Annotated in this window: 24 protein-coding genes; 13 read left to right on the top strand and 11 right to left on the bottom strand. The window is 70.8% G+C overall.

Annotation, left to right across the window (positions count from 1 at the left end; translation table 11 throughout):
• Positions 1 to 7: 7 nt before the first annotated feature.
• Both ACT2CW_RS20565 and ACT2CW_RS20560 read right to left on the bottom strand, forming a co-directional pair.
• Complete coding sequence (locus tag ACT2CW_RS20565; protein ID WP_164424782.1) at positions 8 to 937, bottom strand: ABC transporter permease; 930 nt, start codon at positions 935 to 937, stop codon at positions 8 to 10.
• A 1-nt stretch (position 938) separates the two neighbouring features.
• Positions 939 to 2591 (bottom strand): ABC transporter substrate-binding protein, encoded by a 1653-nt coding sequence (locus ACT2CW_RS20560; protein WP_445517712.1) that lies wholly within the window; start codon positions 2589 to 2591, stop codon positions 939 to 941.
• Between the two features lie 188 nt (positions 2592 to 2779).
• Here ACT2CW_RS20560 and ACT2CW_RS20555 point away from each other — a divergent pair, with 188 nt between their 5' ends.
• On the top strand, positions 2780 to 3829 hold the full coding sequence (locus ACT2CW_RS20555) for a 2-hydroxyacid dehydrogenase (RefSeq protein WP_445517711.1): 1050 nt from the start codon (positions 2780 to 2782) through the stop codon (positions 3827 to 3829).
• A 6-nt stretch (positions 3830 to 3835) separates the two neighbouring features.
• Here the strand turns inward: ACT2CW_RS20555 and ACT2CW_RS20550 are convergent, their stop codons facing one another.
• Positions 3836 to 4615 carry an SDR family oxidoreductase gene (locus ACT2CW_RS20550; protein ID WP_182468538.1) on the bottom strand — a complete coding sequence of 260 codons (780 nt, stop codon included), beginning with the start codon at positions 4613 to 4615 and terminating at the stop codon, positions 3836 to 3838.
• Positions 4616 to 4714: 99 nt separating this feature from the next.
• On the opposite strand from ACT2CW_RS20550, the gene ACT2CW_RS20545 reads away from it, so the two are divergent.
• The 7 genes from ACT2CW_RS20545 (at position 4715) to ACT2CW_RS20515 (ending at position 11175) form a co-directional block, all read left to right on the top strand.
• Entirely contained in the window at positions 4715 to 5239 is a 525-nt protein-coding gene (locus tag ACT2CW_RS20545) for a winged helix-turn-helix transcriptional regulator (RefSeq protein ID WP_445517710.1), read from the top strand.
• Between the two features lie 140 nt (positions 5240 to 5379).
• On the top strand, positions 5380 to 6342 hold the full coding sequence (locus tag ACT2CW_RS20540; RefSeq protein WP_445517744.1) for a D-cysteine desulfhydrase family protein: 963 nt from the start codon (positions 5380 to 5382) through the stop codon (positions 6340 to 6342).
• A gap of 40 nt (positions 6343 to 6382) precedes the next feature.
• Positions 6383 to 6586, top strand: a complete 204-nt coding sequence (locus tag ACT2CW_RS20535) for a hypothetical protein (protein WP_445517709.1) — start codon at positions 6383 to 6385, stop codon at positions 6584 to 6586.
• Between the two features lie 151 nt (positions 6587 to 6737).
• Entirely contained in the window at positions 6738 to 7505 is a 768-nt protein-coding gene (locus ACT2CW_RS20530) for a GntR family transcriptional regulator (protein ID WP_445517708.1), read from the top strand.
• Positions 7506 to 7596: 91 nt separating this feature from the next.
• On the top strand, positions 7597 to 8604 hold the full coding sequence (locus ACT2CW_RS20525; RefSeq protein WP_445517707.1) for an ADP-ribosylglycohydrolase family protein: 1008 nt from the start codon (positions 7597 to 7599) through the stop codon (positions 8602 to 8604).
• A gap of 61 nt (positions 8605 to 8665) precedes the next feature.
• Complete coding sequence (locus ACT2CW_RS20520) at positions 8666 to 10159, top strand: purine-cytosine permease family protein (protein WP_445517706.1); 1494 nt, start codon at positions 8666 to 8668, stop codon at positions 10157 to 10159.
• Positions 10156 to 11175: a PfkB family carbohydrate kinase gene (locus tag ACT2CW_RS20515; RefSeq protein WP_445517705.1), complete on the top strand. Its 1020-nt coding sequence runs from the start codon at positions 10156 to 10158 to the stop codon at positions 11173 to 11175. Before ACT2CW_RS20520 ends, ACT2CW_RS20515 begins: the two co-directional genes overlap by 4 nt.
• A gap of 66 nt (positions 11176 to 11241) precedes the next feature.
• On the opposite strand, the gene ACT2CW_RS20510 is transcribed toward ACT2CW_RS20515, so the two are convergent.
• On the bottom strand, positions 11242 to 11871 hold the full coding sequence (locus tag ACT2CW_RS20510; RefSeq protein WP_445517704.1) for a TetR/AcrR family transcriptional regulator: 630 nt from the start codon (positions 11869 to 11871) through the stop codon (positions 11242 to 11244).
• Positions 11872 to 12061: 190 nt separating this feature from the next.
• On the opposite strand from ACT2CW_RS20510, the gene ACT2CW_RS20505 reads away from it, so the two are divergent.
• From ACT2CW_RS20505 to ACT2CW_RS20495, 3 genes are all read left to right on the top strand, one after another.
• Positions 12062 to 12763, top strand: coding sequence for an SDR family oxidoreductase (locus tag ACT2CW_RS20505; RefSeq protein ID WP_182468531.1), 702 nt, complete (start codon positions 12062 to 12064; stop codon positions 12761 to 12763).
• A 64-nt stretch (positions 12764 to 12827) separates the two neighbouring features.
• Positions 12828 to 13250 carry a tautomerase family protein gene (locus ACT2CW_RS20500; RefSeq protein WP_037956995.1) on the top strand — a complete coding sequence of 141 codons (423 nt, stop codon included), beginning with the start codon at positions 12828 to 12830 and terminating at the stop codon, positions 13248 to 13250.
• A 104-nt stretch (positions 13251 to 13354) separates the two neighbouring features.
• Positions 13355 to 13957, top strand: a complete 603-nt coding sequence (locus tag ACT2CW_RS20495; RefSeq protein WP_445517703.1) for a DJ-1/PfpI family protein — start codon at positions 13355 to 13357, stop codon at positions 13955 to 13957.
• A gap of 10 nt (positions 13958 to 13967) precedes the next feature.
• On the opposite strand, the gene ACT2CW_RS20490 is transcribed toward ACT2CW_RS20495, so the two are convergent.
• From ACT2CW_RS20490 to ACT2CW_RS20480, 3 genes are read right to left on the bottom strand one after another with little or no spacing between them, the layout of a single operon-like run.
• Entirely contained in the window at positions 13968 to 14759 is a 792-nt protein-coding gene (locus tag ACT2CW_RS20490; protein ID WP_250852762.1) for a siderophore-interacting protein, read from the bottom strand.
• 52 nt (positions 14760 to 14811) lie between these two features.
• Positions 14812 to 15720, bottom strand: a complete 909-nt coding sequence (locus tag ACT2CW_RS20485) for a PDR/VanB family oxidoreductase (protein ID WP_445517702.1) — start codon at positions 15718 to 15720, stop codon at positions 14812 to 14814.
• A 23-nt stretch (positions 15721 to 15743) separates the two neighbouring features.
• Positions 15744 to 16373, bottom strand: coding sequence for an MSMEG_1061 family FMN-dependent PPOX-type flavoprotein (locus ACT2CW_RS20480; protein ID WP_164424756.1), 630 nt, complete (start codon positions 16371 to 16373; stop codon positions 15744 to 15746).
• Between the two features lie 112 nt (positions 16374 to 16485).
• Here ACT2CW_RS20480 and ACT2CW_RS20475 point away from each other — a divergent pair, with 112 nt between their 5' ends.
• Positions 16486 to 17160: a TetR/AcrR family transcriptional regulator gene (locus ACT2CW_RS20475; protein ID WP_445517701.1), complete on the top strand. Its 675-nt coding sequence runs from the start codon at positions 16486 to 16488 to the stop codon at positions 17158 to 17160.
• Positions 17161 to 17226: 66 nt separating this feature from the next.
• On the opposite strand, the gene asnB is transcribed toward ACT2CW_RS20475, so the two are convergent.
• Entirely contained in the window at positions 17227 to 19059 is a 1833-nt protein-coding gene (gene asnB / locus ACT2CW_RS20470; RefSeq protein ID WP_182468613.1) for an asparagine synthase (glutamine-hydrolyzing), read from the bottom strand.
• Between the two features lie 457 nt (positions 19060 to 19516).
• Here asnB and ACT2CW_RS20465 point away from each other — a divergent pair, with 457 nt between their 5' ends.
• The gene (locus tag ACT2CW_RS20465; RefSeq protein WP_445517700.1) at positions 19517 to 20971 is read left to right on the top strand and encodes a glyceraldehyde-3-phosphate dehydrogenase; all 1455 of its coding nucleotides are present in this window, start codon (positions 19517 to 19519) and stop codon (positions 20969 to 20971) included.
• A gap of 118 nt (positions 20972 to 21089) precedes the next feature.
• Here the strand turns inward: ACT2CW_RS20465 and ACT2CW_RS20460 are convergent, their stop codons facing one another.
• From ACT2CW_RS20460 to ACT2CW_RS20450, 3 genes are all read right to left on the bottom strand, one after another.
• A complete protein-coding gene (locus ACT2CW_RS20460) occupies positions 21090 to 21902 on the bottom strand; it encodes an IclR family transcriptional regulator (protein ID WP_164424749.1) in 813 nt (270 codons plus the stop codon).
• Between the two features lie 159 nt (positions 21903 to 22061).
• Positions 22062 to 22382 (bottom strand): indolepyruvate ferredoxin oxidoreductase subunit alpha, encoded by a 321-nt coding sequence (locus tag ACT2CW_RS20455; RefSeq protein ID WP_414083000.1) that lies wholly within the window; start codon positions 22380 to 22382, stop codon positions 22062 to 22064.
• A gap of 1 nt (position 22383) precedes the next feature.
• Positions 22384 to 23406 carry an NAD(P)/FAD-dependent oxidoreductase gene (locus tag ACT2CW_RS20450; protein ID WP_445517699.1) on the bottom strand — a complete coding sequence of 341 codons (1023 nt, stop codon included), beginning with the start codon at positions 23404 to 23406 and terminating at the stop codon, positions 22384 to 22386.
• Positions 23407 to 23570 lie beyond the last annotated feature (164 nt).

The following is a 23570-nucleotide window of genomic DNA, read 5'->3' as shown; positions in this document are numbered from 1 at the left end:
CCTTCGCTCACGCCGGCACCGCCTGGCGCACTCGGGGGTCGATCAGGGCGTGGCAGACGTCCACGAGGATGTTCAGCGCGAAGATCGTCACCGCCGTGAGCAGGACGGCGGCCTGCAACACCGCGAAGTCGCGCTGGAGAATCGAGTCGATCATGAGCTTGCCGATCCCGGGCCAGCCGAAGATCGTCTCCACCACCACCGCGCCGTTGACCAGACCGACGGTGAGATCCCCGGCCACGGTCAGCACGGGCGTGATGGAGTTGCGCAGCGCGTGTCCGAACACCACGCGCCGGGGGCCGGCTCCCTTGCTGCGCGCGACCTTCACATACGGCGCGGACAGCGCGCCGACCATGCTGCCGCGGACCACCTGCACCAGCACCCCGAACGGGCGGATCAGCAGGGTGGCGATGGGCAGCACCCAGATCTCCGGGCCGCCCAGGGTGCCGGAGGTCGGCAGCCAGTCGAGACCCACTCCGAAGACCAGCACCCCCACGATCGCGAACCAGAAGTCGGGGATGCTGGCCGCCGTCATCGACAGCAGACCGGCGATCCGGTCGATGAGCGAGTTGGGCCGGTACGCGGCGAGGCTTCCGACCAGCAGCGCCCCGAGGATCGCCAGCAGCATCGTCATCCCGGCCAGTTGGAGCGTGACGGGAAACGCCTTGAGCACCATCGAACCGGCCGACTCCCCGGTGCGCAGCGACGTCCCGAAGTCGAGTCGGGCGGCATGGGTGAGGTAGTCCCACAGCTGCACCGGGATGGAGTCGTCGAAGCCGTGGGCGGCGGAGAACTCGGCGCGTTGCTGGGGCGTGGCGCTCAGCGGGAGGTAGAGATCGACGGGATTTCCGGTCAGCCGGGCCAGGCAGAACACGCCTAGCACCACGAACACCAGGGGGATCGCGCTGGAGATGACGCGCTTGCGCAGGAAGGACGTCATCTCAGTGCCTCCCCGGCTTGGCGGGGCCGACCTCGGCCAGCCGCATCTCGTCCCCGGTGGCGGAATCCGGCCGGTACCGCACCCTCGGCGACAGCCCCAGCAGCCCGCGCATATGGGCCAGATAGGCGTACTGCACGACCGTGTCGTTCTGGTACTCGAGCACCTCGGCGAACGCCTTCTCGCGAGCCTTGCCGGACAGCGCGTCCGCCGCGGCGATGCGCCGGTCGAGCTCCTTGGTGCCGAAGGTGGACTGCGGGCCGTCGCTCACCAGGTACTGACTGGTGGTGAACGCCGCGTCCCCGGCCTGGTTGCCGTGCATGATCAGCAGCGCCACCGGCCCGACGTCACGGGGCAGCGGACGCAGCTGGTACTGGAGGTGGGTGGCGGTGTCCGCCATGCGAATCCTCACGTTCAGCCCCACCCGTGCCATCTCGTACTGGAGGGCCTCGGCCACTTCCGAGATCCCGGCGAACATGCCGTTGCGCGCCACGAGGGTGATCTGCCGGTGCACCGGGACGCCGTCGGCGGCGGCCTGTTTCACCAGCGCGCGGGCGGCGGCCACCCGGTACGGGACGGGGGCGAGGTCGTCGTTGTGGCCCACCACACCGGGCGGGACGAGTTGGGCGGCGGGCTTGGCCAGTCCGCCGAGGAGCGCGTCGATGATGCCCTTGCGGTCGACGGCCATGCCGATCGCCTTGCGCACCCGGATGTCGTCGAGCGGCGCCTCGCGGCCGTCCAGGCGCAGGGCGGTGGTCTCGTTGTTGGGGTAGGCCACGGTGTTGCCCTTGTCGGCGCTGGTGTGGTCCAGCGCCGTCGCTATATCGGCCTCGCCCTTGTCGATCATCGCGGCGCGGACGCTGGCGTCGCTGCGCCAGACGTACCGGGCCCGGGGGTAGGCGGGCGCCTTCCCCCAGTAGTCCTCGTTGCGGGCGAGCGAGATGGAGACGCCGGTCTGCCAGGACTTGACGGCGTAGGGGCCGGTCCCGACCGGTATCCGCACCTTGGCCTTGGTGCTGGTGGTGCGCGGCACGATCTCGACGAAGCTGAGCCGCAGGGGGAGGATGGGGTCGGTCTTCTCGGTGGTGACGGTCAGCCGGGTCGGGCTGACGGCGTGTACGTCGAGCTTCTCGTCGCCGAAGACGTAGCCGTCCACGTTGCAGGCGAGATCGGAGTTGACGGCGCGGTCGATGGAGAAGGCGGCGTCCTTCGCCGTGAACGGCTGCCCGTTCTGGAAGGTCACACCGGGGCGCATGTCGAAGGTCCATGTCGTGGGCTTCGTCTGCCGCCACCCGGTCGCCAGCAGCGGATCCAGCTTCCCCGAGGTGGGGTCGCGTTCCACCAGCGGCTCGGTGATGTTGGAGCGGACGACGACACCGGTCGCGGTCAGCGATGACTCGCAGGGCTCCAGCGTCGGGGGCTCCTGGGTGAGGACCACCCGCAGGGTGCGGCCGTCCGCGCTTCCGGCGTCACCCGCCGCGTCACTGTTCGCCACGGCGCACGCGCTGGTCAGCAGCAGCGTGCCGGTTGTGAGAAGGGCGAGAACTGTATGGGCCCGGCCTCGTTCCCGGTGCGGGCCGGAGGGTACGGAGGACTTCATCGTCGGCGTATCTCCGAGGGTGCTGGCGGGGTGCCGCCCGAGAACGACAGTCGACATGGCTGTCTACACTTACGTACCCGGTCTGCATTTGTGGACGCCGAAGCTAAACCGGGGGTGCCTGGGCGTCAAGGGATCTGACAACAGCCGCAGGTGGAGCGGTCCTTGGCCGAGGCCTCCCGATCATTGACAGCCTCATGGGCCCCATGCACGAATGAAGACAGCGCCTATATATGAGGACGGTGGTCATGGTCGGCACGGCTGTCCCCGGTGGTGACCGGGGGATGCGCATCATGCTCAACCACCGGATCCTGAGCAGGTTCGGCGAGCGGCTGAGGGCACGGACCGAGGACCGGCACGAGTGGCTGGACGTCTGCGACTGGGACGCGGCACGGATCGCCGACACCATCGCCTCCGTCGATGTGTACGTGGGCTCACAGCTCGGCGAGGACCACGCGCGCCGGGCCCGGCGCCTCCGCCTCGTCCATGTCGTCGGCGCGGGCTACGACGGCATCCCCCTGGAGGCGCTGGGGCCCGATGTGACCGTGGCGAACACCTTTCACCACGGCGCGTCGATCGCCGAACACGTCCTGATGTGCGTGCTGATGCTGTCCCGGCGGGTGCTCGCGGCCGACCGCGAGCTGCGGGCCGGGCGGTGGCGGAACGTGGCCGTCGATGCCACGCTCCCCTTCGGGGACACCCTGCGGGGACGCCGGGTCGGCGTCATCGGCTTCGGCGAGACGGGACGGGAGATCGGCCGGCTGTGCCAGGCGGTCGGCCTGGGGGTGCGGGCCGTGCGCCGCGATCCATCGGCCCCGCTGCCGGACGGTCTGCGCCCCGACTGGGTGGGCGGCACGGACCGGCTCCCGGAACTGCTGGCGGACTCCGACATCGTGGTGGTGACCGTTCCGCTGAGCCCCGCGACCCGCGGACTGATCGGCCCCGCCGAACTCGCCGCGATGGGCCCTCAGGCGCTCCTCGTCAATGTCGCCCGTGGCCCGGTCGTGCGGGAGGAGGCGCTGTACGAGGCGCTGTCGGCGGGCACCATCGCCGGGGCCGCCCTCGATGTGTGGTGGGCCGCCCCGCCCCACGCGCCGAGCCGTCTGCCGTTCCACACATTGCCCAATGTGGTGATGACACCGCACAACTCGGGGCACACGGAGGAGACGTTCGCCGCCCGCGCCACGGAGATCGCGACCAATATCAACCGTCTGGCGGCGGGGAGCCCGCTCGGCAATGTGGTGCGCGCCGGACGGGGGCGGGCCGTGCCCGACGGCCCCGCGGTGGAGAGCGTCTGAAGCGGCTCAGACGGCGGGTACGGTGCCGCCGTCGATGACGTGCTCGGCGCCGACGATGGCGGAGGCACGGTCGGAGACGAGGAAGGCGACGAGTTCGGCGACCTCCTCGGGCCGGTTGGGACGCCCGAGGGGGATGCCGCCGAGGGAGTCCATGAGCGACGCCAGAGCGGACTCCCGGTCACCGGTCTGCTCGGCGATGCGGTCGATGAGCGCGTCGGCCGCGCTCGTCTGGATGAACCCCGGGGACACCGTGTTCACCCGCACCCCGAGCGGTGCCACCTGGTTGGCCAGGCCCTTGCTGTAGGTGGTGAGTGCGGCCTTGGCGGCGGCGTAGGCCAGCGTGCCGTTCCACAGTGGCATCCGACGCTGGATCGAGGAGACATGGACCACCGCGCCCCCGCCCCGTTCGATCATGCCCGGGATCAGGGCGCGGTCCAGGCGGACGGCGCCGAGCAGATTGTGGTTGAGCTCCTGCTGCCAGATCTCCTCGGACATCGCCTCGAAGCCACCGGCGGGCGCGGCCGAGCCGCCGAGCGTATGGACCAGGATGTCCGCGCCGCCCAGCCGCCGCCGCACCTCCCGCGCGATGTGTTCCGCGCCTTCCGGTGTGGTCAGGTCGGCGCCGACGAAGTCGTCGTCACGGACGTCCTCGGGCCGGGAGCGGGCGGTGACCAGTACGGTCGCACCGGCCGTCCGCAGCCGGGCCGCGATCGCCGCTCCGGTGCCCTTGGTGCCACCGGTGACGAGGGCCCGACGGCCGGAGAGAGAGTCATTGGGTGTGGGCAAGGCTGTCCGTTCCGGAATGCGCGCAGGGCACACCCCTTGTGACTGCTAAAATAGAAGCAAGTGACTTTCACATTAGCAGTAACTCGGGAGGGTGTCGCGATGGCAAGCCGGATCAGGCTGGAGGACCGTGAGTGCCCGCTGTCGACCACGGTTCAGCACGTGGGGGAGTGGTGGACGCTGCTGATCCTGCACGACGCCTTCGACGGCTATACGCGCTTCGACCAGTTCCAGCAGAGCCTGAACATCTCCACCAGCATGCTCACCACGCGGCTGAAGACCCTGGTGGCGGACGGCCTGCTGGAGCGGCGCCCGTACCAGACCAACCCGGTGCGCCATGAGTACGTGCTGACCGAGCGCGGCCGTTCGCTGCGGCCTGTCGTCGTCGCGCTGGCCGCCTGGGGCAATCAGCACCTCGCGCCTGAGGAGCGCGCCATGATCCTGGTCGACGCCCGCACCGGCGAGGAGGCCGAACCTGTCGTGGTGGACGCGCGCACCGGCCGAAGCCTCGACGACAGTGAGAGGTACGTGTTCACCGCGGGCCCGGCCGCGAGCGAGGCGATGCGCGCCCGCTACGTCGAACTCGAGCGGCAGCGGCCCGTGCCCGGCACTTCCGCGTCCGAGTAGAGAAACAGGCTGGCTGGAAGGCGGCGATCGTGTCAGAAGAGCGTCAGGGCACCACGCAGGATCAGGACATCACGCAGGATCAGGGCACCACGCGGGGCCAGGATGAAACGGGGGGCCAGGACATCGCGCGGGCCGAGTTGATGAGTCGGCCCACACCGCTGGAGCCCGCGCCCCGCCTGGCCCGTGCCATCGGGCTGGAGCCCGAGGATCTGTGGGTCAAGCGTGACGATCTGATCGGCCTCGGCGGCGGCGGCAACAAGGTCCGCAAGCTGGAGTGGACGGCCGGTGCCGCCCGCGCCGAGGGCGCCACCACCCTGGTGACCAGCGGGGCAGCCCAGAGCAACCACGCCCGTCTGACGGCCGCGGCCGGTGCCCGGCTGGGCATGGACGTGGTCCTGGTCCTCGCCGGTGCGCCGACCGAGGGCATGACGGGCAACCTCGCGCTCGACGGTCTCTTCGGCGCCCGCGTCGTATGGGCGGGCGAGGTGAGCGAGGCGGAACTCGCGGCGGCCGTGCAGGACGTGGCCCGCGACCTGCGCGAGCGGGGCGCCCGGCCCGCGGTGATCCCCTTCGGCGGCTCCAGTGTGCTGGGCGCCCTGGGCTATGTCGCGGCGGGGGCCGAACTCCTGGTGCAGGACCCGGACCTGACCACGGCGGTGGTGGCGGTCGGATCGGGCGGCACCATGGCCGGTCTCGTCCACGCCCTCGGCGCCGAGCGGGTGCTGGGGGTGCACTGCGGAGCCGTCGCCGATCCCGAGCACACCGTCGGCCACCTGGTCGAGGGGCTGGCCGGAGAGCCCGCGGCCACCCCTCTGCGGCTGCGCCTCGATCAGGTCGGGCCCGGCTACTCCGCGCTCACCGAACCGGTCATGGACGCCATCACCACGGCGGCCCGCACCGAAGGTATCGTCCTCGACCCCATCTACACCGGCCGCGCCCTGGCCGGTCTCATCGCGGCCGTCCACGACGGCCAGGTGCGCCCCGGGCAGCGCACGGTCTTCGTGCACACCGGCGGACTGCCGGGCCTGTTCGGACACCCCGAGACCCTGGAGCGGGCGCGTTCCGCCGTGGCCGACACCGCCGTACGGTGGCCCCGCGGCTGAGCGCCGCACCGGCACGAACCCGGTGTGCCCGCACGATCCGGTGTCACTCCGCGCGTGGCTCCGCTCCCTCGGCGGCATCGACGACCGCGTCGGCGCACATGGCGAGCCGGCCGGCCAGGGCGCGCACATGGTCGCGCGGGGAGTTCCCGTACGGTGGCGAGCCCGGGCGGGAGCCGGTGGCTGGCACTGGCCGATGGTCGACCGGCCCGGCGAGCTGGCGGCGATCCTGCACGACATGGCCTGACGAACCCCCCTGGCTGTCGCTCGCCGATGGCACGGCCCGCCGCGCGGCAGGCCGTGCCATCAGCCTTCCCGCTGCCCCCAGCTTTCCCGGACCAGGATTCGAGTGCTTGCGACTCTAGACAGGACTGAACATGTATGGCTAACGTCCGGACATGCCTAAACAGGTCCTCAAGCATCAGCGCATCGCCCGCGTCCTGGCCCGTGAGATCCACAGCGGCGCCCTGGAGCCGGGCAGCAGGCTGCCCGGCGAACACGCGCTCACCCGGCGCTTCGCGGTCAGCAGGGCCACCGTCCGCCAGGCGCTGGACGAGCTCAGCAAGCAGGGGCTGATCTCCACCCACGCGGGCGTCGGCTCGTTCGTCACCTTCGACGGCGGACTGCTGGACAACCGGCTGGGGTGGACCAGGGCGCTGGCCGACCAGGGAGCCCAGGTCACCACCGAGGTGCTCCGCCTCGAAGCGGTGCGCGACGCCCGGCTGGCCGGTGAACTCGGCATCGAGGGGGCCGAGTTCATGGCGCTCGACCGGTTGCGGGTGCTGCCGGAGGGCACTCCGGTCGCGCTGGAGCGCAGCCGGGTTCCGATGGTCCCGGCGCTGGCCGATGTCCCGCTCGGCGGGCTCCTCGACGGCTCGCTGACCAAGACCCTCGCCGCGGTCGGCATCCGGGCCACGCACGGGGACGAGTGGGCGTCCGTGCGCCAACTGGCCGCCGACGAGGCGACCCTGCTCCGCCGCCGGGTGGGCGAGGTCTGGCTCAACACCCGCCGGGTCAGCCGCGGGGCCGACGGCCGGATCGTCGAGCAGGTGACCAGCCTCCTGGACCCCGCTCGCTTCCAGCTGCACCTCGGCTTCGGGGAGAGCCCCGACGAGACCGCCCTGGGCAGCGGCGATGAGGCCGCCGTGAGGAAGCGGCCCCGATGAGGCAGCCCCGATGAGACCGCACACCGTGGTCCGCGACGGGCAGCCCGCCCCCGCCCCACGTACCGCCTTCGCGCACTGACAGGAAGTCCCGATGAACCACCAGCACGACCGCGCGCTCGGCGCCCTCTACGGCCTGGCGATGGGCGACGCCCTCGGTATGCCCACCCAGATCATGTCCCGGCGGTCCATCGTCGCCCGGTTCGGCACCGTCACCGATTTCGAACCCGGCCCGGAGGACAACCCGGTGAGCGCGGGAATGCCCGCCGGATCGGTCACGGACGACACCGATCAGGCCATCATCGTCGGCCGGCTGCTGACCGGGTCCGGCGGCCGGATCGAGCCGCTGCGGCTCGCGCACGAGCTCCTGGAGTGGGAGCGCGCCATGAAGGCCAAGGGCTCCTTCGATCTGCTCGGCCCGTCCACCAAGGCCGCACTGGAGGCGGTGTCGGCGGGCGTACCGCCGGAGGAGGCGGGCAAGGCCGGTGCCACCAACGGCGCGGCCATGCGGATCACCCCCGTCGGGGTCGCCTTCCCCGACACACCGCTGGAGCCCTTCCTCGACCGGGTCGCTGAGGCGTGCCAGGTCACCCATGACACCACCATCGGCATCGCCTCCGCCGCCGCCGTGGCCGCCGCGGTGAGCCGTGGCATCGGCGGCGGCAATCTGGAGGACGCCTTCGGCGCGGCGATCGCGGCGGCCGCGGCCGGCGCCGAGCGCGGCCACTGGGTCGCCGGGGCCGATATCGCCGCCCGCATCGGCTGGGCCGTGGACCTGGTCCGCGGCCTGCCCGAGCGGCAGGCCCTGGACCGCGTCTGCGACCTGGTCGGCACCAGCGTCGCCAGCCAGGAGTCGGTCCCCGCCGCCTTCGCCGTACTGGCCCTCGCCGAGGGCGAGCCATGGCGGGCCTGCCTGCTGGCGGCCAACCTCGGCGGCGACTGCGACACCATCGGCGCCATAGCCGGAGCGATAGCCGGTGCCGTCAGCGGGGCCTCCGCCCTGCCCGACGACGCCCTCGCCACCCTGCGCTCGGTCAACGACCTCGATCTGGAACCGCTGGCCAAGGCCCTGCTCGCGCTGCGCGCCGACTCGGCCGAATGACACCAACCTCCGCCCCCACATCCGCACCGGAGCGCCCCCGGACAGAAAGACAGGTACCACCATGGCGGCTTCAGAGAACGACCGCGTCGGCTCCGTCGAGACCAGAGGCATCGAGCCGGTTCCCGACGCCGAGCGCCACGGCCACGCGAGCCAGATGTTCTGGACCTGGTTCGCCGCGAACATCAGCATCCTCGGTCTGCCGCTCGGCGCGGCGCTGGTCAGCTTCCGCGGCCTGAACATCTGGCAGGCGGCCGTCGTGGCCATCCTCGGATCCTTCGGCTCCTTCGCCCTGGTGGGCGCCCTCAGCATCGCCGGGAAGCGGGGCGGAGCGCCCGCCCTCACCCTCTCCCGCGCGGTGTTCGGGGTCCGTGGCAACGCCGGTCCCACGCTGGTCACCTGGATGAGCCGGCTCGGCTGGGAGACCATCAACACCACCACGGCCGCCTTCGCCCTGCTGGCGCTGCTCGACGCCGCCTTCGGCATCCGGCGGAACACCGTCCTCACGGTGGTGTGCCTGCTGGTCTTCATCGGCTGCACCCTGCTGATCAGCGGCCTGGGCCACGCCACCATCATGTGGATCAACAGGTGGGCCAGCTATGTCTTCGGTCTGCTCAACCTCGTCGTGATCGGCTTTCTCGCCACCACCGTGGACTGGGCCAAGGTCTTCCACGCCCCGGTCGGGCCGGTGAGCTCGATGGTCGTGGGCGTCGGCATGATCGCCGCCGGTACCGGTATCGGCTGGGCCAACACCGGGGCCGACTACGCCCGTTACCTGCCCCGCCGGATCCCCGGCGGCAGGCTGGTGGCCGCCTCCGCCTTCGGCGCCGGTATCCCGCTGGTGGTGCTGATCTCGCTGGGCTCGCTCCTCGCGGCGGGTGAACCCGATCTGGCCTCCGCCTCCGACCCCGTCTCGGCGATCAACACGATGCTGCCGTCGTGGATGTCCATCCCGTATCTGATCGCCGCGTTCGGCGGACTGCTGCTCTCCAACCACCTGTCCGTCTACTCGGCCGGACTCACCATGATCACCCTGGGGATACGGGTCCGGCGCACCCTCGCCGTCGGCCTGGACGTGGTCGTCACCCTCGCGGGCGGGATCTACTTCATGCTGATCGCCAAGGACTTCTACGGCCCGTTCATCACCTTCCTCACCCTCCTCGCCGTCCCCATCACCGCCTGGGTGGGCGTCTTCGCGGTCGACCTGATACTCCGCCGGTCCTACGACGGCGCCGCCCTGATGGACGTCGGCCGCTCCAGCCGCTACTGGTTCCGGGGCGGGGTCGCCTGGGCCGCGATGATCGCCTGGGCGGCGGCCATCGTGGTGGGTCTGCTGTTCACCGAGGCCAGCACCAGCGCCACCGACGTGTGGTTCTCCGGGCCGCTCGCCCACAGCTGGGTCGGGTCCAACGGGCTGGGCTGGGTGGTGACCCTGGTGCTCGCGGCCGTCGTCTACGCCCTGCTGCGCCGGTTCGACGGCACCGTCCGCGAGGAGGCGTCCGCGCAACCGCCCCAGCAGCAGGTGCTGCCCGCCCCGGCCGCGCGGGAGGTCTCATGAGCGGCCACGACGGCGTCCCCGGCGCCTCCGGGTATGTACGCGAGGCCACGGGCGGTCGACTGGTCCTGCTCGGCAACGCCATCGTCGACCTGGTGATGCGGGTACCCGCACTGCCCGAGCGCGGCGGCGACATCCTCTCCCAGGACACCACCCTCACCACGGGCGGCGGATTCAACGTCCTCACCGCCGCCCGCCGCCTGGGGCTGCCGGCCGTGTACGCGGGTGCCCATGGCACCGGGCCGTTCGGCGACCGGGTGCGGGCGGACCTCGCCCGGGAGGGCATCGAGGTGCCGCTGGATCCGGTCGCGGAGGAGGACACCGGATTCTGCGTGGCCTTCGTCGACGGCGGTGGCGAGCGCACCTTCGCCACCAGCCTCGGCGCCGAGGCCCGGCTGACGGAGGCCCACGCGAGGAGCGTGCTCGCGGCGCTGCGCCCCGGCGACCTGGTGCAGATCTCCGGATACGGCCTCGCCTATCCGGTGAACGGCCCGGTCCTGGCCTCGCTCGTGGCGCGGCTGCCGGAGCACACCCGGGTCTTCCTCGACCCGGGCCCGCTGGCCGACCAGATCCCGCAGGAGGTGCTGGAACCCGTGCTGGCGCGCTGCGACTGGGTCAGCTGCAACCAGCGCGAGGGGCGGCTGCTGACCGGCCGGGACGACGCCCGGGAGGCCGCGGCCGCGCTCGCCGCCCGGCTGGGTCCGCGCACCGGTGTGCTGCTGCGGGCCGACGCGGACGGCTGCTGGCTGGTCCCGCCCGGCGGAGAGCCCGCGCACCTCCCCGGCCGCCGGGTGACCGCGGTCGACAGCAACGGCGCCGGCGACGCCCATACGGGAGCGTTCCTGGCCCTCCTCGGCCACGGGCTGGACCTGAGCAGCGCCGTGGAGGGTGCCAACGCGGCGGCCGCCTTCGCGGTCACCCGCCACGGCCCCGCCACCGGGCCGACCGCCGACGAGCTGCTGGATCTCCTCGACGGCGAGCCGCTCGCCGCGCGGCTGTCCCCGGCGCTCGGGCGGTAGTCAGCCCCCGGGCCCGCCGTCGGCGGGCGGGCCCGGGTGAGCCCGAACCCCTGACGGGAGCATGCCTCACTCGGCGGCTTCGGGCCCGTCCTTCCCGTCGGGGGTGTGCTCATACGCGGCGAGGACGTGGTCGCGCACCGCGGTCAGGATGCGGTCCGACAGATCGTCGCCCGCACAGGCCCGTGACAGCACCAACGCCCCGACCATGGTGGACAGTTCGACGAGAACGGACTCCTCGTCGGCCGCCGGGTTCCCGGACGCCCTCGCGTTGCGTTCCATCCCGTCGATCAGATTGCGCACACCCTCGATGTAGGCCCCCTTGAGCGGGTCGCCGGGCTCCGCGTGCGCGGCGTCCACCGCCAGTGCCGCGGCGGCGCACCCCAGCCCGGGGTTGTCGCGGTGCCGGGCGGACAGATAGGCGGCCAGGAAGGCGGCCCGGGCGCCGCTCGTGTCCTCGCCCTCGGGGGTTTCCGTCATATCGGCGAGGCGTTCGGCGAACGCGGCCGAGCACGCCTGGGCGACCAGGTCGTCCTTCGAGGCGAAGTGGCGGTAGAAGCCGCCGTGGGTCAGACCTGCCGCCGCCATCGCCTGCGGCACGCTCACCTTGTCGGCGCCGTGGGTGCGCACCAGCTTCGCGGTGGCCGCGATCACCTGCTCGCGGTGGCGTTCGGCCTCGGCTCGGGATGCTCGGGGCATGGTCGGTACTTCCTTCTGCGTGTGGTGCCGGACTGGGGTACCGGACGCCGGTACGCGTCGATGATATTTGCGGCCAATTTTAGATGATGCTAATAATCTATTCCAGTGCGCCGCGGGACGGCGGCCTCATGGACCGCCGTCCCCGCCGGCTGGTGCGCGCGAATCGACACGTTCGACAGGGAGGCCCGACATGGTCGCGATCGATGGTTCCGTGGTGCTGGTGACCGGAGGCCAACGCGGCATCGGCAAGGCGTATGTGGAGGCACTGCTCCGGCGGGGCGCGGCGAAGGTCTACGCGACGGCGCGGAAGCCCGCCCCGAGCGAGGACCCGCGGGTCGAGGCCGTTTCCCTCGACGTCAACGACGCGGACGCGGTGGCCGCCCTCGCCGCCCGGGCCACGGATGTGGACATCGTCGTCAACAACGCGGGAGTGCTCCTGCCCTCGCCGCTGCTGACGGCGGACATGGCCGATGTGGTGGCCACGTTCGAGACGAACGTCTTCGGGCCGCTCCGGGTGGCCCGTGCGTTCGCCCCGGTCCTCGCCGCGCGGGGTGGCGGTGCGCTGGTCGACATGCACTCCGTGCTCTCCTGGGGCGCAGGCGCGGCCGCCTACGGCGCTTCGAAGGCCGCCCTGTGGTCGATCACGAATTCTCTCCGCATCGAGCTGGCGGAGCAGGGGACCCAGGTGGTCGGGGTGCACCTCGGACTCGCCGATACCGAGATGGTCGCCGGGATACCGAGTCAGAAGATCTCCCCGGCCGAGGTCGCGGAGGCGGTCCTGGACGGCGTGGAGAGCGGCGCCGACGAGGTGCTCGTCGACGAGGTGACCCGGCGGATGAAGGCGGCGCTCGCCGGGCCGGTGGAGGGCCTCACCCTGCTCCTCGGACGCTGACCGCCCGCCGCGGACAGCCGCTCGTCACCACCGTTCGACTTCACTCGTCCCGAAGGAGAGAGCAATGCCCCTGTGGCACGTCTACCATCCGGTCGGCGCCTACTCCGCGGAGCAGAAGCGGCAGTTCGCCGCGGACGTCACGGCGTACTACACCCGGGTCGGTCTGCCGAAGTTCTACGTCGTCACCCTCTTCCACGAGGTCCCCGAATCCTCGTTCCTGGTCGGCGGGGAGCCGTCGGACAACACCGTCCGGGTCGTGGTCGAGCACATCGCCCGCCACCTGACGGACCCCGAGGTGCGGAAGAAGGGCACCGAGGGGCTCAACCGCCTGCTCGCCCCGCACACCCGGGACCGCGGGCTGCACTGCGAGTTCCATGTCGACGAGACGCCTCGGGATCTCTGGATGATCGACGGGATGTGGCCGCCGCCCGCGCGCAGCGAAGCCGAACAGCTCTGGGCGCGGGAGAACCGCCCGGTGGCGTACTGACCGCGGCCGCATCGCGGCACCGCGAGGCCGCCGGCATCGGTCGGCGGCCTCACGGTGCGGCGAAATCCATGGCCGGGCGGGGCAGGGTCTGATTGGATCGCGGCATGGCCCAGGAAGACACGCGGAAGATCGGAATCCTGCTGTTCCCGGACGTGGAGGAGCTCGACGCCATCGGCCCATGGGAGGTGCTGTCCTACTGGACCCGCAATTTCGCGGAGGACGGATGGCAGGTGTTCTGCTTCTCCGCCGATGGACACCCCGTGACCTGCGCGAAGGGGCTCACCGTCGCGGCCCATCACGCGACGGCCGACCTGCCGGCGCTGGATGTGCTGCTGCACCCCGGCGGCCAGGGGACCCGGCCCCAGCTCGGGGACGACCAGCACCTGGAGTGGGTCCGGGCCCAGCGGCGATCCGTTCCCCTGATGACGAGCGTGTGCACGGGCTCCCTGGTCTACGCGGCGGCCGGACTGCTGGCCGGGCGCCCCGCGACCACGCACTGGGCGTCGCTGGACCGGCTCGCCGAACTCGACCCGACGATCGACGTACGGCCCGAAGAGCGGTTCGTCGACGACGGTGACCTGATCACCTCCGCGGGGGTCTCGGCCGGTATCGACATGGCCCTTCACCTGGTGGCCAGGCTGACCTCCCCCGAGCGCGCACGTCAGGTGCGGCGTGGCATCCAGTACGACCCGCGGCCACCGGTGTGAGCACGGGCGCTCAGCCGGGGCTGGAGCGGCCGTGCCGCCAGTATCCGAAGAACGCGATGTCCGGCTTGGGCACACCGCGGTCGCGCACCAGATGGCGGCGCAGCCCGGTGGCCAGTCCGGCCTCCCCGGCGACCCAGGTGTAGAACCGGCCCGGTCGCAGGGACGACGTCCGGACCGTGTCGAGGGCCAGCCCGCCGGGCAGGGTGTCCGCGCCGTCCCGGGCCAGCCACCGCACCCGTACGCCCTCGGGAGCGGTGATGTCGTCACGGATGTCGGCGGTCCCGGGTACCTCCAGGAAGACCTCCGCCACCAGCGACGCCGGAGCGTCCTCGAGGATGGCGAGGATCGCCGGCACGGCGCTCTCGTCCCCGACGAGCAGCTGCCATTCGGCATGGGCCGGTGGCAGATAGCTCATGCCCATGTCGAAGATGCCCGCCGGGTCTCCGGGCCGGGCGTGCCGGGCCCAGGTGGAGGCCGGGGTGTCGCCGTGCAGGGCGAACTCGATGTCCACCTCTCCGAGTTCGGGCCGGGCGCGCCGGATGGTGAAGTTGCGCACCCATGGTCGGCGTGACTTCGGCAGCAGGAGTAATTCCGCCATCCACGCGTCGCTGGAGAGCTTCGGCATCCTCAGCCCGTCCTGCCCCTCGCGGGGGAAGAACAGCCGCACCATCTGGTCGAAGCCCATCGGCTTCAGCCGCTCCAGTTCGGGTCCGCCGAGTGTGATGGTCGAGAAGGCGGGGGTCAGCCGGGTGTTCCGGCGCACCTCCAGCGTGATCATCTGACGTGATTCGGGCGTGCGCATCTTGGGCAACATGTCGTTCCTCGCGTTGCGTTGGGGGCCGCTCGCCGCCTGGTCACAGGTCCACGACGAGCCGCGGGGACAGGGCGCGGGACACACAGGCGTACATCCGGCCCGCGGGGGCGCCGATGTCGTCCCGGTGCTCGGGTTCGCCGTCGAGTACGGCCACTTCGCAGCTGCCGCAGACGCCTTCACGGCATCCGGACGCCACGGGGAAGCCGGCGTGGGTCAGGGCGTCCAGCAGCGACTCGTCGTCGGGCACCTGGACCGTACGCCCCGACCGGGCGCACACCGCCTCGAACGCCGTGTTGGGCGCGAACGACCTGGGCGCCGGGCGGAACCGCTCCGCGTACAGCCGCCCCGAGGGGAACGCGTCCTCCACCGCGGCGAGCATCGGTCCGGGGCCGCAGGCGTACACCACGGCACCGGGGCTCAGCACGGATGCCAGCGCCGCGAAGTCCGGCCTGCCCTGCTGGCGCGTGGCGACGATCCGCACCCGGTCGCCGTAGCGGGAGCGCAGTTCGTCGACGAAGGGCATGGACTCCACCGACTGCCCCAGGTACACGAGCGACGCCGGGACGTCCGACGCGGCCGCGGCCCGCAGCATCGGCAGGATCGGGGTGATGCCGATCCCACCGGCGAGGAAGAGGTACTCCGGCGCGGGGAGCAGCGGGAAGTGGTTCCGTGGCAGCGACACATCGAGGGCGCGGCCCTGGCGCAGGAACCGGTGGATGTACTCCGAACCACCCCGGCTGAGGCGGTCGTGCCGTACCGCGACGCGGTAGGACTCCCGGTCCGCCGGGTCTCCGCACAGCGAGTACTGCCGGGTCAGCCAGTTCGGCAGCGCCAGGTCGATATGGGCGCCCGGCTCCCAGGGCGCCAGCGGGCCGGTGGCGCCCCGCAGGACGAGGGAGACGACGTCTTCGGCGACCCGTTCGATGTGGTCGACGACGGTCTGTTGCATCGTTGATTCACCTTGTGCCGTGGTCAGTAGAGTTTCCGGTAGCCCTCTTCGAGGGCGTGGGTGAGCGCCATCGGGTCGATGTCCATGCCGAATTGGGTGGCGGCGATCTCGCCGACCGACGGGATCTCGTCGGCGAGGGCCTGGCTCGCGGGATCCCACAGCCGGGAGCGGATGAGCGCGCGCCCGCAGTGGAAGTACGCCTCCGCCACCTCGACGACGATCGCCAGCACCGGATCCTTCGCCTCGGTCTGCATCCGGGCGAGCACATCGGGGTCGTCCGTGGGGTAGGCGCGGCCGTTGACCCGCAGGGTCTCCCGCAGCCCGGGGATGAGGAAGAGCAGCCCGATCCCGTCGTTCTCGGCGAGGTTGCGGAAGGAGTCGGCGATCTTGTTGCCGGGGCGGTCGGGAATCGCGAGCGTGTGGTCGTCGAGGACCTTCACAAACCCCGGGTAGTCACCACGGGGGGAGCAGTCGGCGCGTCCCTCCGCGTCCGCCGTGGCCATGGAGAGGAAGGGGGAGTGTGCGATGAAGAGGCGGAAGTATTGGTCGATATGGTCCTGGACCTTGCCCTTGACCATGGCTTCGGGCTCCCCGAGCAGGGCGTGGACCTCGGCCGGCGACAACCGCCGGGGACGGGTGCTGGTCTGCGTCATGAGGACTCCTTCCGGGAGTGGCGAAGCGGCTCCGCCGCAGTTCATGGCACTATTGTGAGCAATTACTCAGGTCTTGCGCCACTCGCTTTCGAGGCGCTGTGCAGGAGGTGTCATGACGACCGGCCGTCGCGGACTTCAGCCACGTAAACAGCCACGCCAGGCCCGGGCCGAGCTCACCCGGCAGCGCATCCTCACCGCCGCTGCTCACGTTTTCGCCGAGTACGGGTATGCCGCCGGGACCACCAATCGCATCGCCGAGCGCGCCCGGATCTCGATCGGCTCGCTGTATCAGTACTATCCGAACAAGGATGCGATCCTGGCCGAGTTGCTGATCCGTCATCTCGACACCGGGGGCGACGCCATCAGGAGCCGCCAGGGCGAGGACGAACCCGACTCCCTGGAAGAGATCATCCGCGGCTTCGCGCGCCCCGTGATCGCGAACCATCTCGACGACCCGCAGCTGCTCCGCGTCATGATGGAACACGGGCCGCGGTCGCCCGAGTTGCTCGAGAAGATCGCCCGGCACGAGCGGGAACGGATCGCCTACACCCAGGAGTTGCTCGAGCGCCATCCCGAGGTCCGGGTCGAGGACACCTACGTCGCCGCCCGGCTCGTGGTGTCCACGGTCGAGCTCGTCGTCCACCATCTCATCGCGGCGCCGGACTCCGTCGACACCACCCGGCTGGAGAACGAACTGGTCGCGATGATCACCAGCTATCTCACGGCCGCGCCGGGCGTGGCCGACAAGGCCGAAGCGCCCACGGAACGAGGGACGGACACCCGGTGACCCGGGTGCCCGTCCCTCGTGATGTGTGAGGTGTGAGGTGTGAACGCGTGACGCGGACCGCGGGCGTCAGTCGATCGTGATGACGGGCTTGCGCAGGTCGAACCATGTCGCCAGGTCGAGGGCGCGTTCGACGGTGGCGCGCTGCTGAGTGGTGATGACCTCCGCCGGTGCGTCGAGCGCCTCCCTCAGCGTCTCGGTGCGGCACAGTTCGAGGGCCGGGTGTCCGGAGGTGATGAGGTCGCCCGCCTGCCGCCTGATGGCGGCGAGGTAGGCGGGATCGAAGCTGCCGGGGTAACCGCTCTTCTTGCGGTTGGCCACGGACTCGGGCAGCACATCGCGGGTGGCCTCGCGCAGAATGCTCTTCTCCCGCCCGTCGAACGTCTTCAGCGACCAGGGCGTGTTGAAGACGTAGGAGACGAGGCGGTGGTCGCAGAACGGCACCCTGACCTCAAGGCCGACGGCCATGCTCATCCGGTCCTTGCGGTCGAGCAGGGTGTTGACCATGCGGGTGAGGTGCAGATAGCAGACCTGCCGCATGCGCTTCTCCAGACCGGTCTCGCCGTCCTTGAGCGGGACTTCGTCCAGGGCGCTGAGGTAGTGGTCGTGCAGATAGGTGTCCAGGTCGAGCTTCTCGGTGAGGTCCTGGGACAGCAGGCTCTTGGTGTCGCCGAGCGTCAGTCCTCCGGCGAGCCACGGGAAGGTGTCGGCCTCGCGCCGCTCGTCGTGGAACCACGGGTAGCCGCCGAAGACCTCATCGGCCGACTCGCCCGACAGGGCCACGGTCGACTGTTCGCGAACGGCCTTGAACAGCAGATAGAGCGAGTTGTCCCGGTCGCCGAGCCCGATGGGCAGATCCCTCGCCGCGATGGCCGCCTGCCTGACGGCCGGGTCGGACAGGGCGGAGCCGTCGAGAATGATGTCCCGGTGGTCGCACTTCACATGCTCGGCCACGGCGTGCACATACGGCGTGTCGACGCTGGGCGCCACGTCGATCGCGCGGAAGTTCTCCGCCTGCCCGGGGAAGTCCACGGCGAAGCTGCGGACGGTCTCGCCGTGTTCGCCGAGCTTGCGGGCGGCGAGCGAGGTCATCGCCGAGGAGTCGAGCCCTCCGGAGAGCAAGGTGCAGCGAGGCACATCGGCGACGAGCTGACGGGCGATGATGTCCTCCAGCAGCTCCCGCACATGGGCGACGGTCGTCTCCTGGTCATCGGTGTGCTCGGAGACCTCCAGACGCCAGTACGCCTGCTCGCGAAGCCCATTGCGGTCGACGACGGCGATATGGCCGGGGCGCAGCTCCTTCATGCCCTTCCAGATCGCGTGGCCCGGGGTCTTGGCGAAGGAGAAGATCTCCCGCAGCCCGTCCAGGCCGACCTCGGGGGCGGCGAGCGGATTGGCGAGGATGGCCTTGGGCTCGGATCCGAAGAGGACGCCGTCGTCGGTCTCGTAGTAGTAGAACGGCTTGATGCCCATCCGGTCCCGGATCATCACCAGCTTCTCGGTGCGGGAGTCCCAGATGGCGAAGGCGTACATACCGTTCAACTTCTCGGTGAGGGATTCGCCCCATTCGACATAGCCGCGCAGCACGACCTCGGTGTCGGAGTCGGTGGTGAAGCCGTGGCCCCTGCGGCGCAGTTCGTCGCGCAGCTCGGTGAAGTTGTACGCCTCACCGGAGTAGACCATGCTCACGGGGCCGTCGGCCGTGTCGACGGCCATGGGCTGCGCCCCGCCGGGCAGGTCGATGACGGCCAGCCTCCGGTGCCCGAGCGCCGCCCTGCCGGTCACCCACGCTCCGGCCGCGTCCGGGCCCCGGCAGGCCATCGTCTCCGTCATGGTGTCGAGAACCTGGCGGTGGGAGGTCAGATCGCGACGGTAGGAGACCCAGCCGGTGATGCCGCACACAGTGATCATCCCTTTCACTCAGCGGGAGATGGTTGCCTGTGAAAACCATCTACCTCCCCGGAGGCGGATCGCTACCGGGTGCTGATCTTCGGGGGAGTGGTATTTCTCACTGGTAAATTCCTGTTAATGGTAAGTTTCATCATGAACGCTGTCCGAAAAACGACGCCCACTAAGTCGTTATTTTACGGCTGATATCCACGTCGTAATTCATCAAGGAATGACCGGCGGTATACGAAAGTGGAGGAACGGCTCCGTGGCGGCCCCGGCTCTCCGCGATGGGCCGCGGCGCATGGGCGGCGGCGGGGGCCATGAGCCCGCGTGTCGTTCGGCGAGCGCACGGGAGCCGTGCCGGGAGCCGTGCCGGGAGCCCGCCTGGTGCCGATGGCCGGGGGCGCCGACGAGCCCCATGACCTGGGGAGCTAGCATATGAGCGCCACCTAGCTCGAAAGATAAATCTGTGACTCTCAACGAGGACTCGTTCACCAACTGGAAGCACCGCGAGGAGATCGCGGAGTCGATGATCCCCCTCATCGGGAAGCTGCATCGGGAGCGGGACGTCACGGTCCTGCTGCACAGCCGCTCCTTGGTGAACAAGTCGGTCGTCAGCATCCTCAAGACCCACCGATTCGCCCGCCAGATCGCCGGTGCGGAGCTTTCGGTCACCGACACCCTGCCGTTCCTGCGGGCGCTCACCACGCTGGATCTCGGCCCCTCCCAGATCGACATCGGCATGCTCGCCGAGACGCACCGGGCCGATGAACGCGGCCTCTCCGTCGAGGAGTTCACCGCCGAGGCCGTCGCCGGGGCCACCGGGGCCAACAAGATCGAGTGCCGTGAGGGACGCGATGTCGTCCTCTACGGGTTCGGCCGGATCGGGCGGCTGGTCGCCCGGCTGCTCATCGAGAAGGCCGGGTCCGGCAACGGTCTGCGGCTGCGCGCCATCGTCGTCCGCGGGAGCGGCGGCCGGGCCGGTGAGGACATCGTCAAGCGGGCCTCGCTGCTGCGCCGCGACTCCATCCACGGCCAGTTCCAGGGCACGATCACCGTGGACGAGGCGAACAGCAAGATCGTCGCCAATGGCAACGAGATCAAGGTGATCTACGCCGACGATCCGAGCTCGGTGGACTACACGGCGTACGGCATCAAGGACGCCATCCTCATCGACAACACCGGCAAGTGGCGCGACCGCGAAGGGCTGTCCAAGCATCTGCGCCCCGGTATCGACAAGGTGGTGCTGACCGCGCCGGGCAAGGGCGATGTCCCCAACGTCGTCCATGGCGTCAACCACGACACGATCAAGCCGGACGAGCAGATCCTGTCCTGCGCCTCGTGCACCACCAACGCGATCGTGCCGCCGCTGAAGGCGATGGCGGACGAGTACGGCGTGCTGCGCGGCCATGTGGAGACCGTCCACTCGTTCACCAACGACCAGAACCTGCTGGACAATTACCACAAGTCCGACCGCCGTGGCCGCTCGGCGCCGCTCAACATGGTCATCACCGAGACCGGTGCCGCCTCCGCCGTGGCGAAGGCCCTGCCGGACCTCAAGGCGAAGATCACCGGCAGCTCGATCCGCGTCCCGGTCCCGGATGTCTCGATCGCGATCCTCAATCTCCAGCTCGCGCGCGAGACCACCCGCGAGGAGGTCCTGGACCATCTCCGCGATGTGTCCCTGACCTCGCCGCTCAAGCGCCAGATCGACTTCATCAGCGCCCCCGACGCGGTCTCCAACGACTTCATCGGCTCGCGCCACGCCTCGATCGTCGACGCGGGCGCCACCAAGGTCGAGGGCGACAACGCGATCCTCTACCTCTGGTACGACAACGAGTTCGGCTACTCCTGCCAGGTCATCCGCGTCGTCCAGCACGTCTCCGGGGTGGAGTACCCGACTTACCCGGCCCCGATGGTCTGACGCCCGCCACGACAACGGTCCCGCTTCCGGCCCCGACCGGAAGCGGGACCGCCTACTCGCCCGTTCCGGCCATGTCGGCCAGCAGCCGTACGATGCCCGGCTGCTCGTCGACTGAGGGCTACGGCTCGGTCCGGTACGCCTCGATCACCGCGAGACGGGTGGTGACGGCCTCCGCGGCGTTCCGCAGCGCCGCGAGCGTACGGGGGACGTTGTGGCGTGCCGTGGGGGCGACGACCGACAGCGCGCCCAGGTAGGCGCCGTCCCTTGGGCCGCGTATGGGCACGGCCACGGCGGAGTAGCCGAGCCGGTGCTCCTCGGAGTCGGTGGCGTAGCCCTGCTCCTGGATACGGGCGAGTTCGCCCGGGAGCCGGTCGGCGGTGAGGGTGCGGGCGGTCATCCGGCGCATATGGGGGGCCAGCCGCGCCAGCGGGTACTGGTCGGGCAGCAGCGCCAGGGTGAGCTTTCCCGGGGCCGTGCTGTGCAGCTGGAGCAGCCGTCCGCCGATCGAGGCACCGGCCCGGTTGCGGTGGCGGCCGGCGTTGTCGATGCACAGCAGGTCGGTGCCGTTCGGCACGGACAGGCTCACGGGGCTGTCGAGGGCCTGTGCGAGGTTCTCCAGCACCGGCCGCGCGGCGTGGCGCAGGGTGCGCTGCCGGGGAGCGCGCAGGCCGATCGCGTACAGCAGCAGGCCCAGCCGGTAGTGGGAGCCGTCCCGCTCCAGCAGCTCGCTGGCGACGAGGTCCTGGCACAGCCGGTGCACCGTGGCCTTGGCGACCCCGGTGCGCGTCGTCAGCTCCGTGAGGCTGAGGGAGAGGTCGCCGTCGCCGAAGGCCGACAGGATCAGCCCGACCTTGCCGAGGACGGACTTGGGGGACCGCCCGTCCGGCCCGGCTTCCTCGCCGTTGCCACGAGGTACCGCCGCAGTCGTCACGACATGCCCTCCTCGCCTGCCGGTGTGCCTCGGCCGAGGCCGCCATGAGTGCTGAGGATGGCCAATATAGAGGGCTTCTTGCCTGGTAGGAATGGTGGGAATGGTGGGAGGGGTCGGAACTCGGCGGCGGTCAACCCGGTCCCGCGGCCGGTGATCCGCTCACCGGCCCGCCACCAGGGCCGTGTCCACCCCCAGCGGGCCGACCGGCCCGGCGCCGCCGGGAGCGCCCAGCGGGGCGTCCCGGCCGGGCAGGACCTCCTCGAAGAACCGCCGGTTGTCGGCACGGTGCTCGGGGTCCGCCGTGCGGTCCACGGTGATCGCCTGCTCCGGGCAGGCGACCTCGCAGGCGCCGCAGTCGATGCACTCCACCGGGTTGATGTAGAGCTTGCGCTCGCCCTCGTAGATGCAGTCGACCGGACACTCCTCCATGCAGGACCGGTCCATGATGTCCACGCAGGACGCGCCGATGACGTAGGCCATGTCAGTTCTCCTTCTCGGTGGAATGCCCGGGGAACAGCGCCGCCTCCGGGTCGATGACCGTGGCGGCGTTGTTGACGGCCGTGGCGGCCTCGCCGAAGCCGACGGAGATCAGGCGCACCTTGCCCGGGTAGTCGGTGATGTCGCCGGCCGCGAAGACACGGGGCAGGTTGGTGGCCATGCGGGTGTCCACGGCGATCCGGCGCGCCCGCAGGGTCAGGCCCCACTCCCGCAGCGGGCCGAGGTCCGCGAGGAAGCCGAGGGCGGCTACCACGGTCTGTGCCGGGAGGCGCGTGGTGTCCTTGGTGGTCCGGTGGCGGATCTCGACCTCCTCCAGGTGTGCGGCGCCGTACAGGCCGCTGACCTCGGAATCGGTGAGCATGTCGATGCCGAGCGCCCGCACCTTCTCCACCGACGCGCGGTGGGCGCGGAACCGCGCGGTGCGGTGCACCAGGCGGACCGAGCGCGCCACGGGGGCCAGCAGGGCCGCCCAGTCGAAGGCGCTGTCGCCACCGCCGACGACCACCACGTCATGACCGGCGTGTGCGGTGGGGTCGGGCACGAAGTACACCTGGCCGCGGCCGAGGAAGTCCTCCCCGGCCGGGAGCGGGCGGGGGGTGAAGGTCCCCACGCCACCGGTGATCACGACTGCCCCGGCCCGCACCGCCGTCCCCCGGTCGCTGCGGACCACGGGCAGTCCGTCGCCGTCGTGGTCCAGCGCCACCGCGCGGTGGCCGAGGAGATACCGGATGCCGTATGCCTCCGCCTGCGCCACCAGGCTGTCCACCAGGTCGCGACCGCGCACCGAGGCGAATCCGGCGATGTCGAAGATGGGCTTCTCCGGATACATCGCGCTGATCTGGCCGCCCCGCTGGGGCAGCACATCCATCACGGCCACGCGCAGGCCCCGGAAGCCCGCGCAGTACGCGCCGTACAGGCCCGACGGTCCGGCGCCGATGATCAGGATGTCCGTCTCGACCACCGCCGCGTCCTCCGCGGCGACCGGTTCATCGTTGAGAACGCTCATGGTCGAGGAGCGTAGGCAGGCCGCGATCACGGTCCAATGGAATCGGTCCGCCTGCCGGGACAGGGCGCCGCCCCATCGACAGCCCCGCCACACCGTGTCCGGACACGCGGAAGCGGTGGAACTCAGGGCCCCCCAACCCTGAGTGTCACCCCTCCCCCACCCCA

Source organism: Streptomyces sp. NEAU-174 (genome assembly GCF_052665095.1).
Note: the sequence above shows the minus strand (reverse complement) of the source record. Positions and strands in the feature narration are given on the sequence as shown.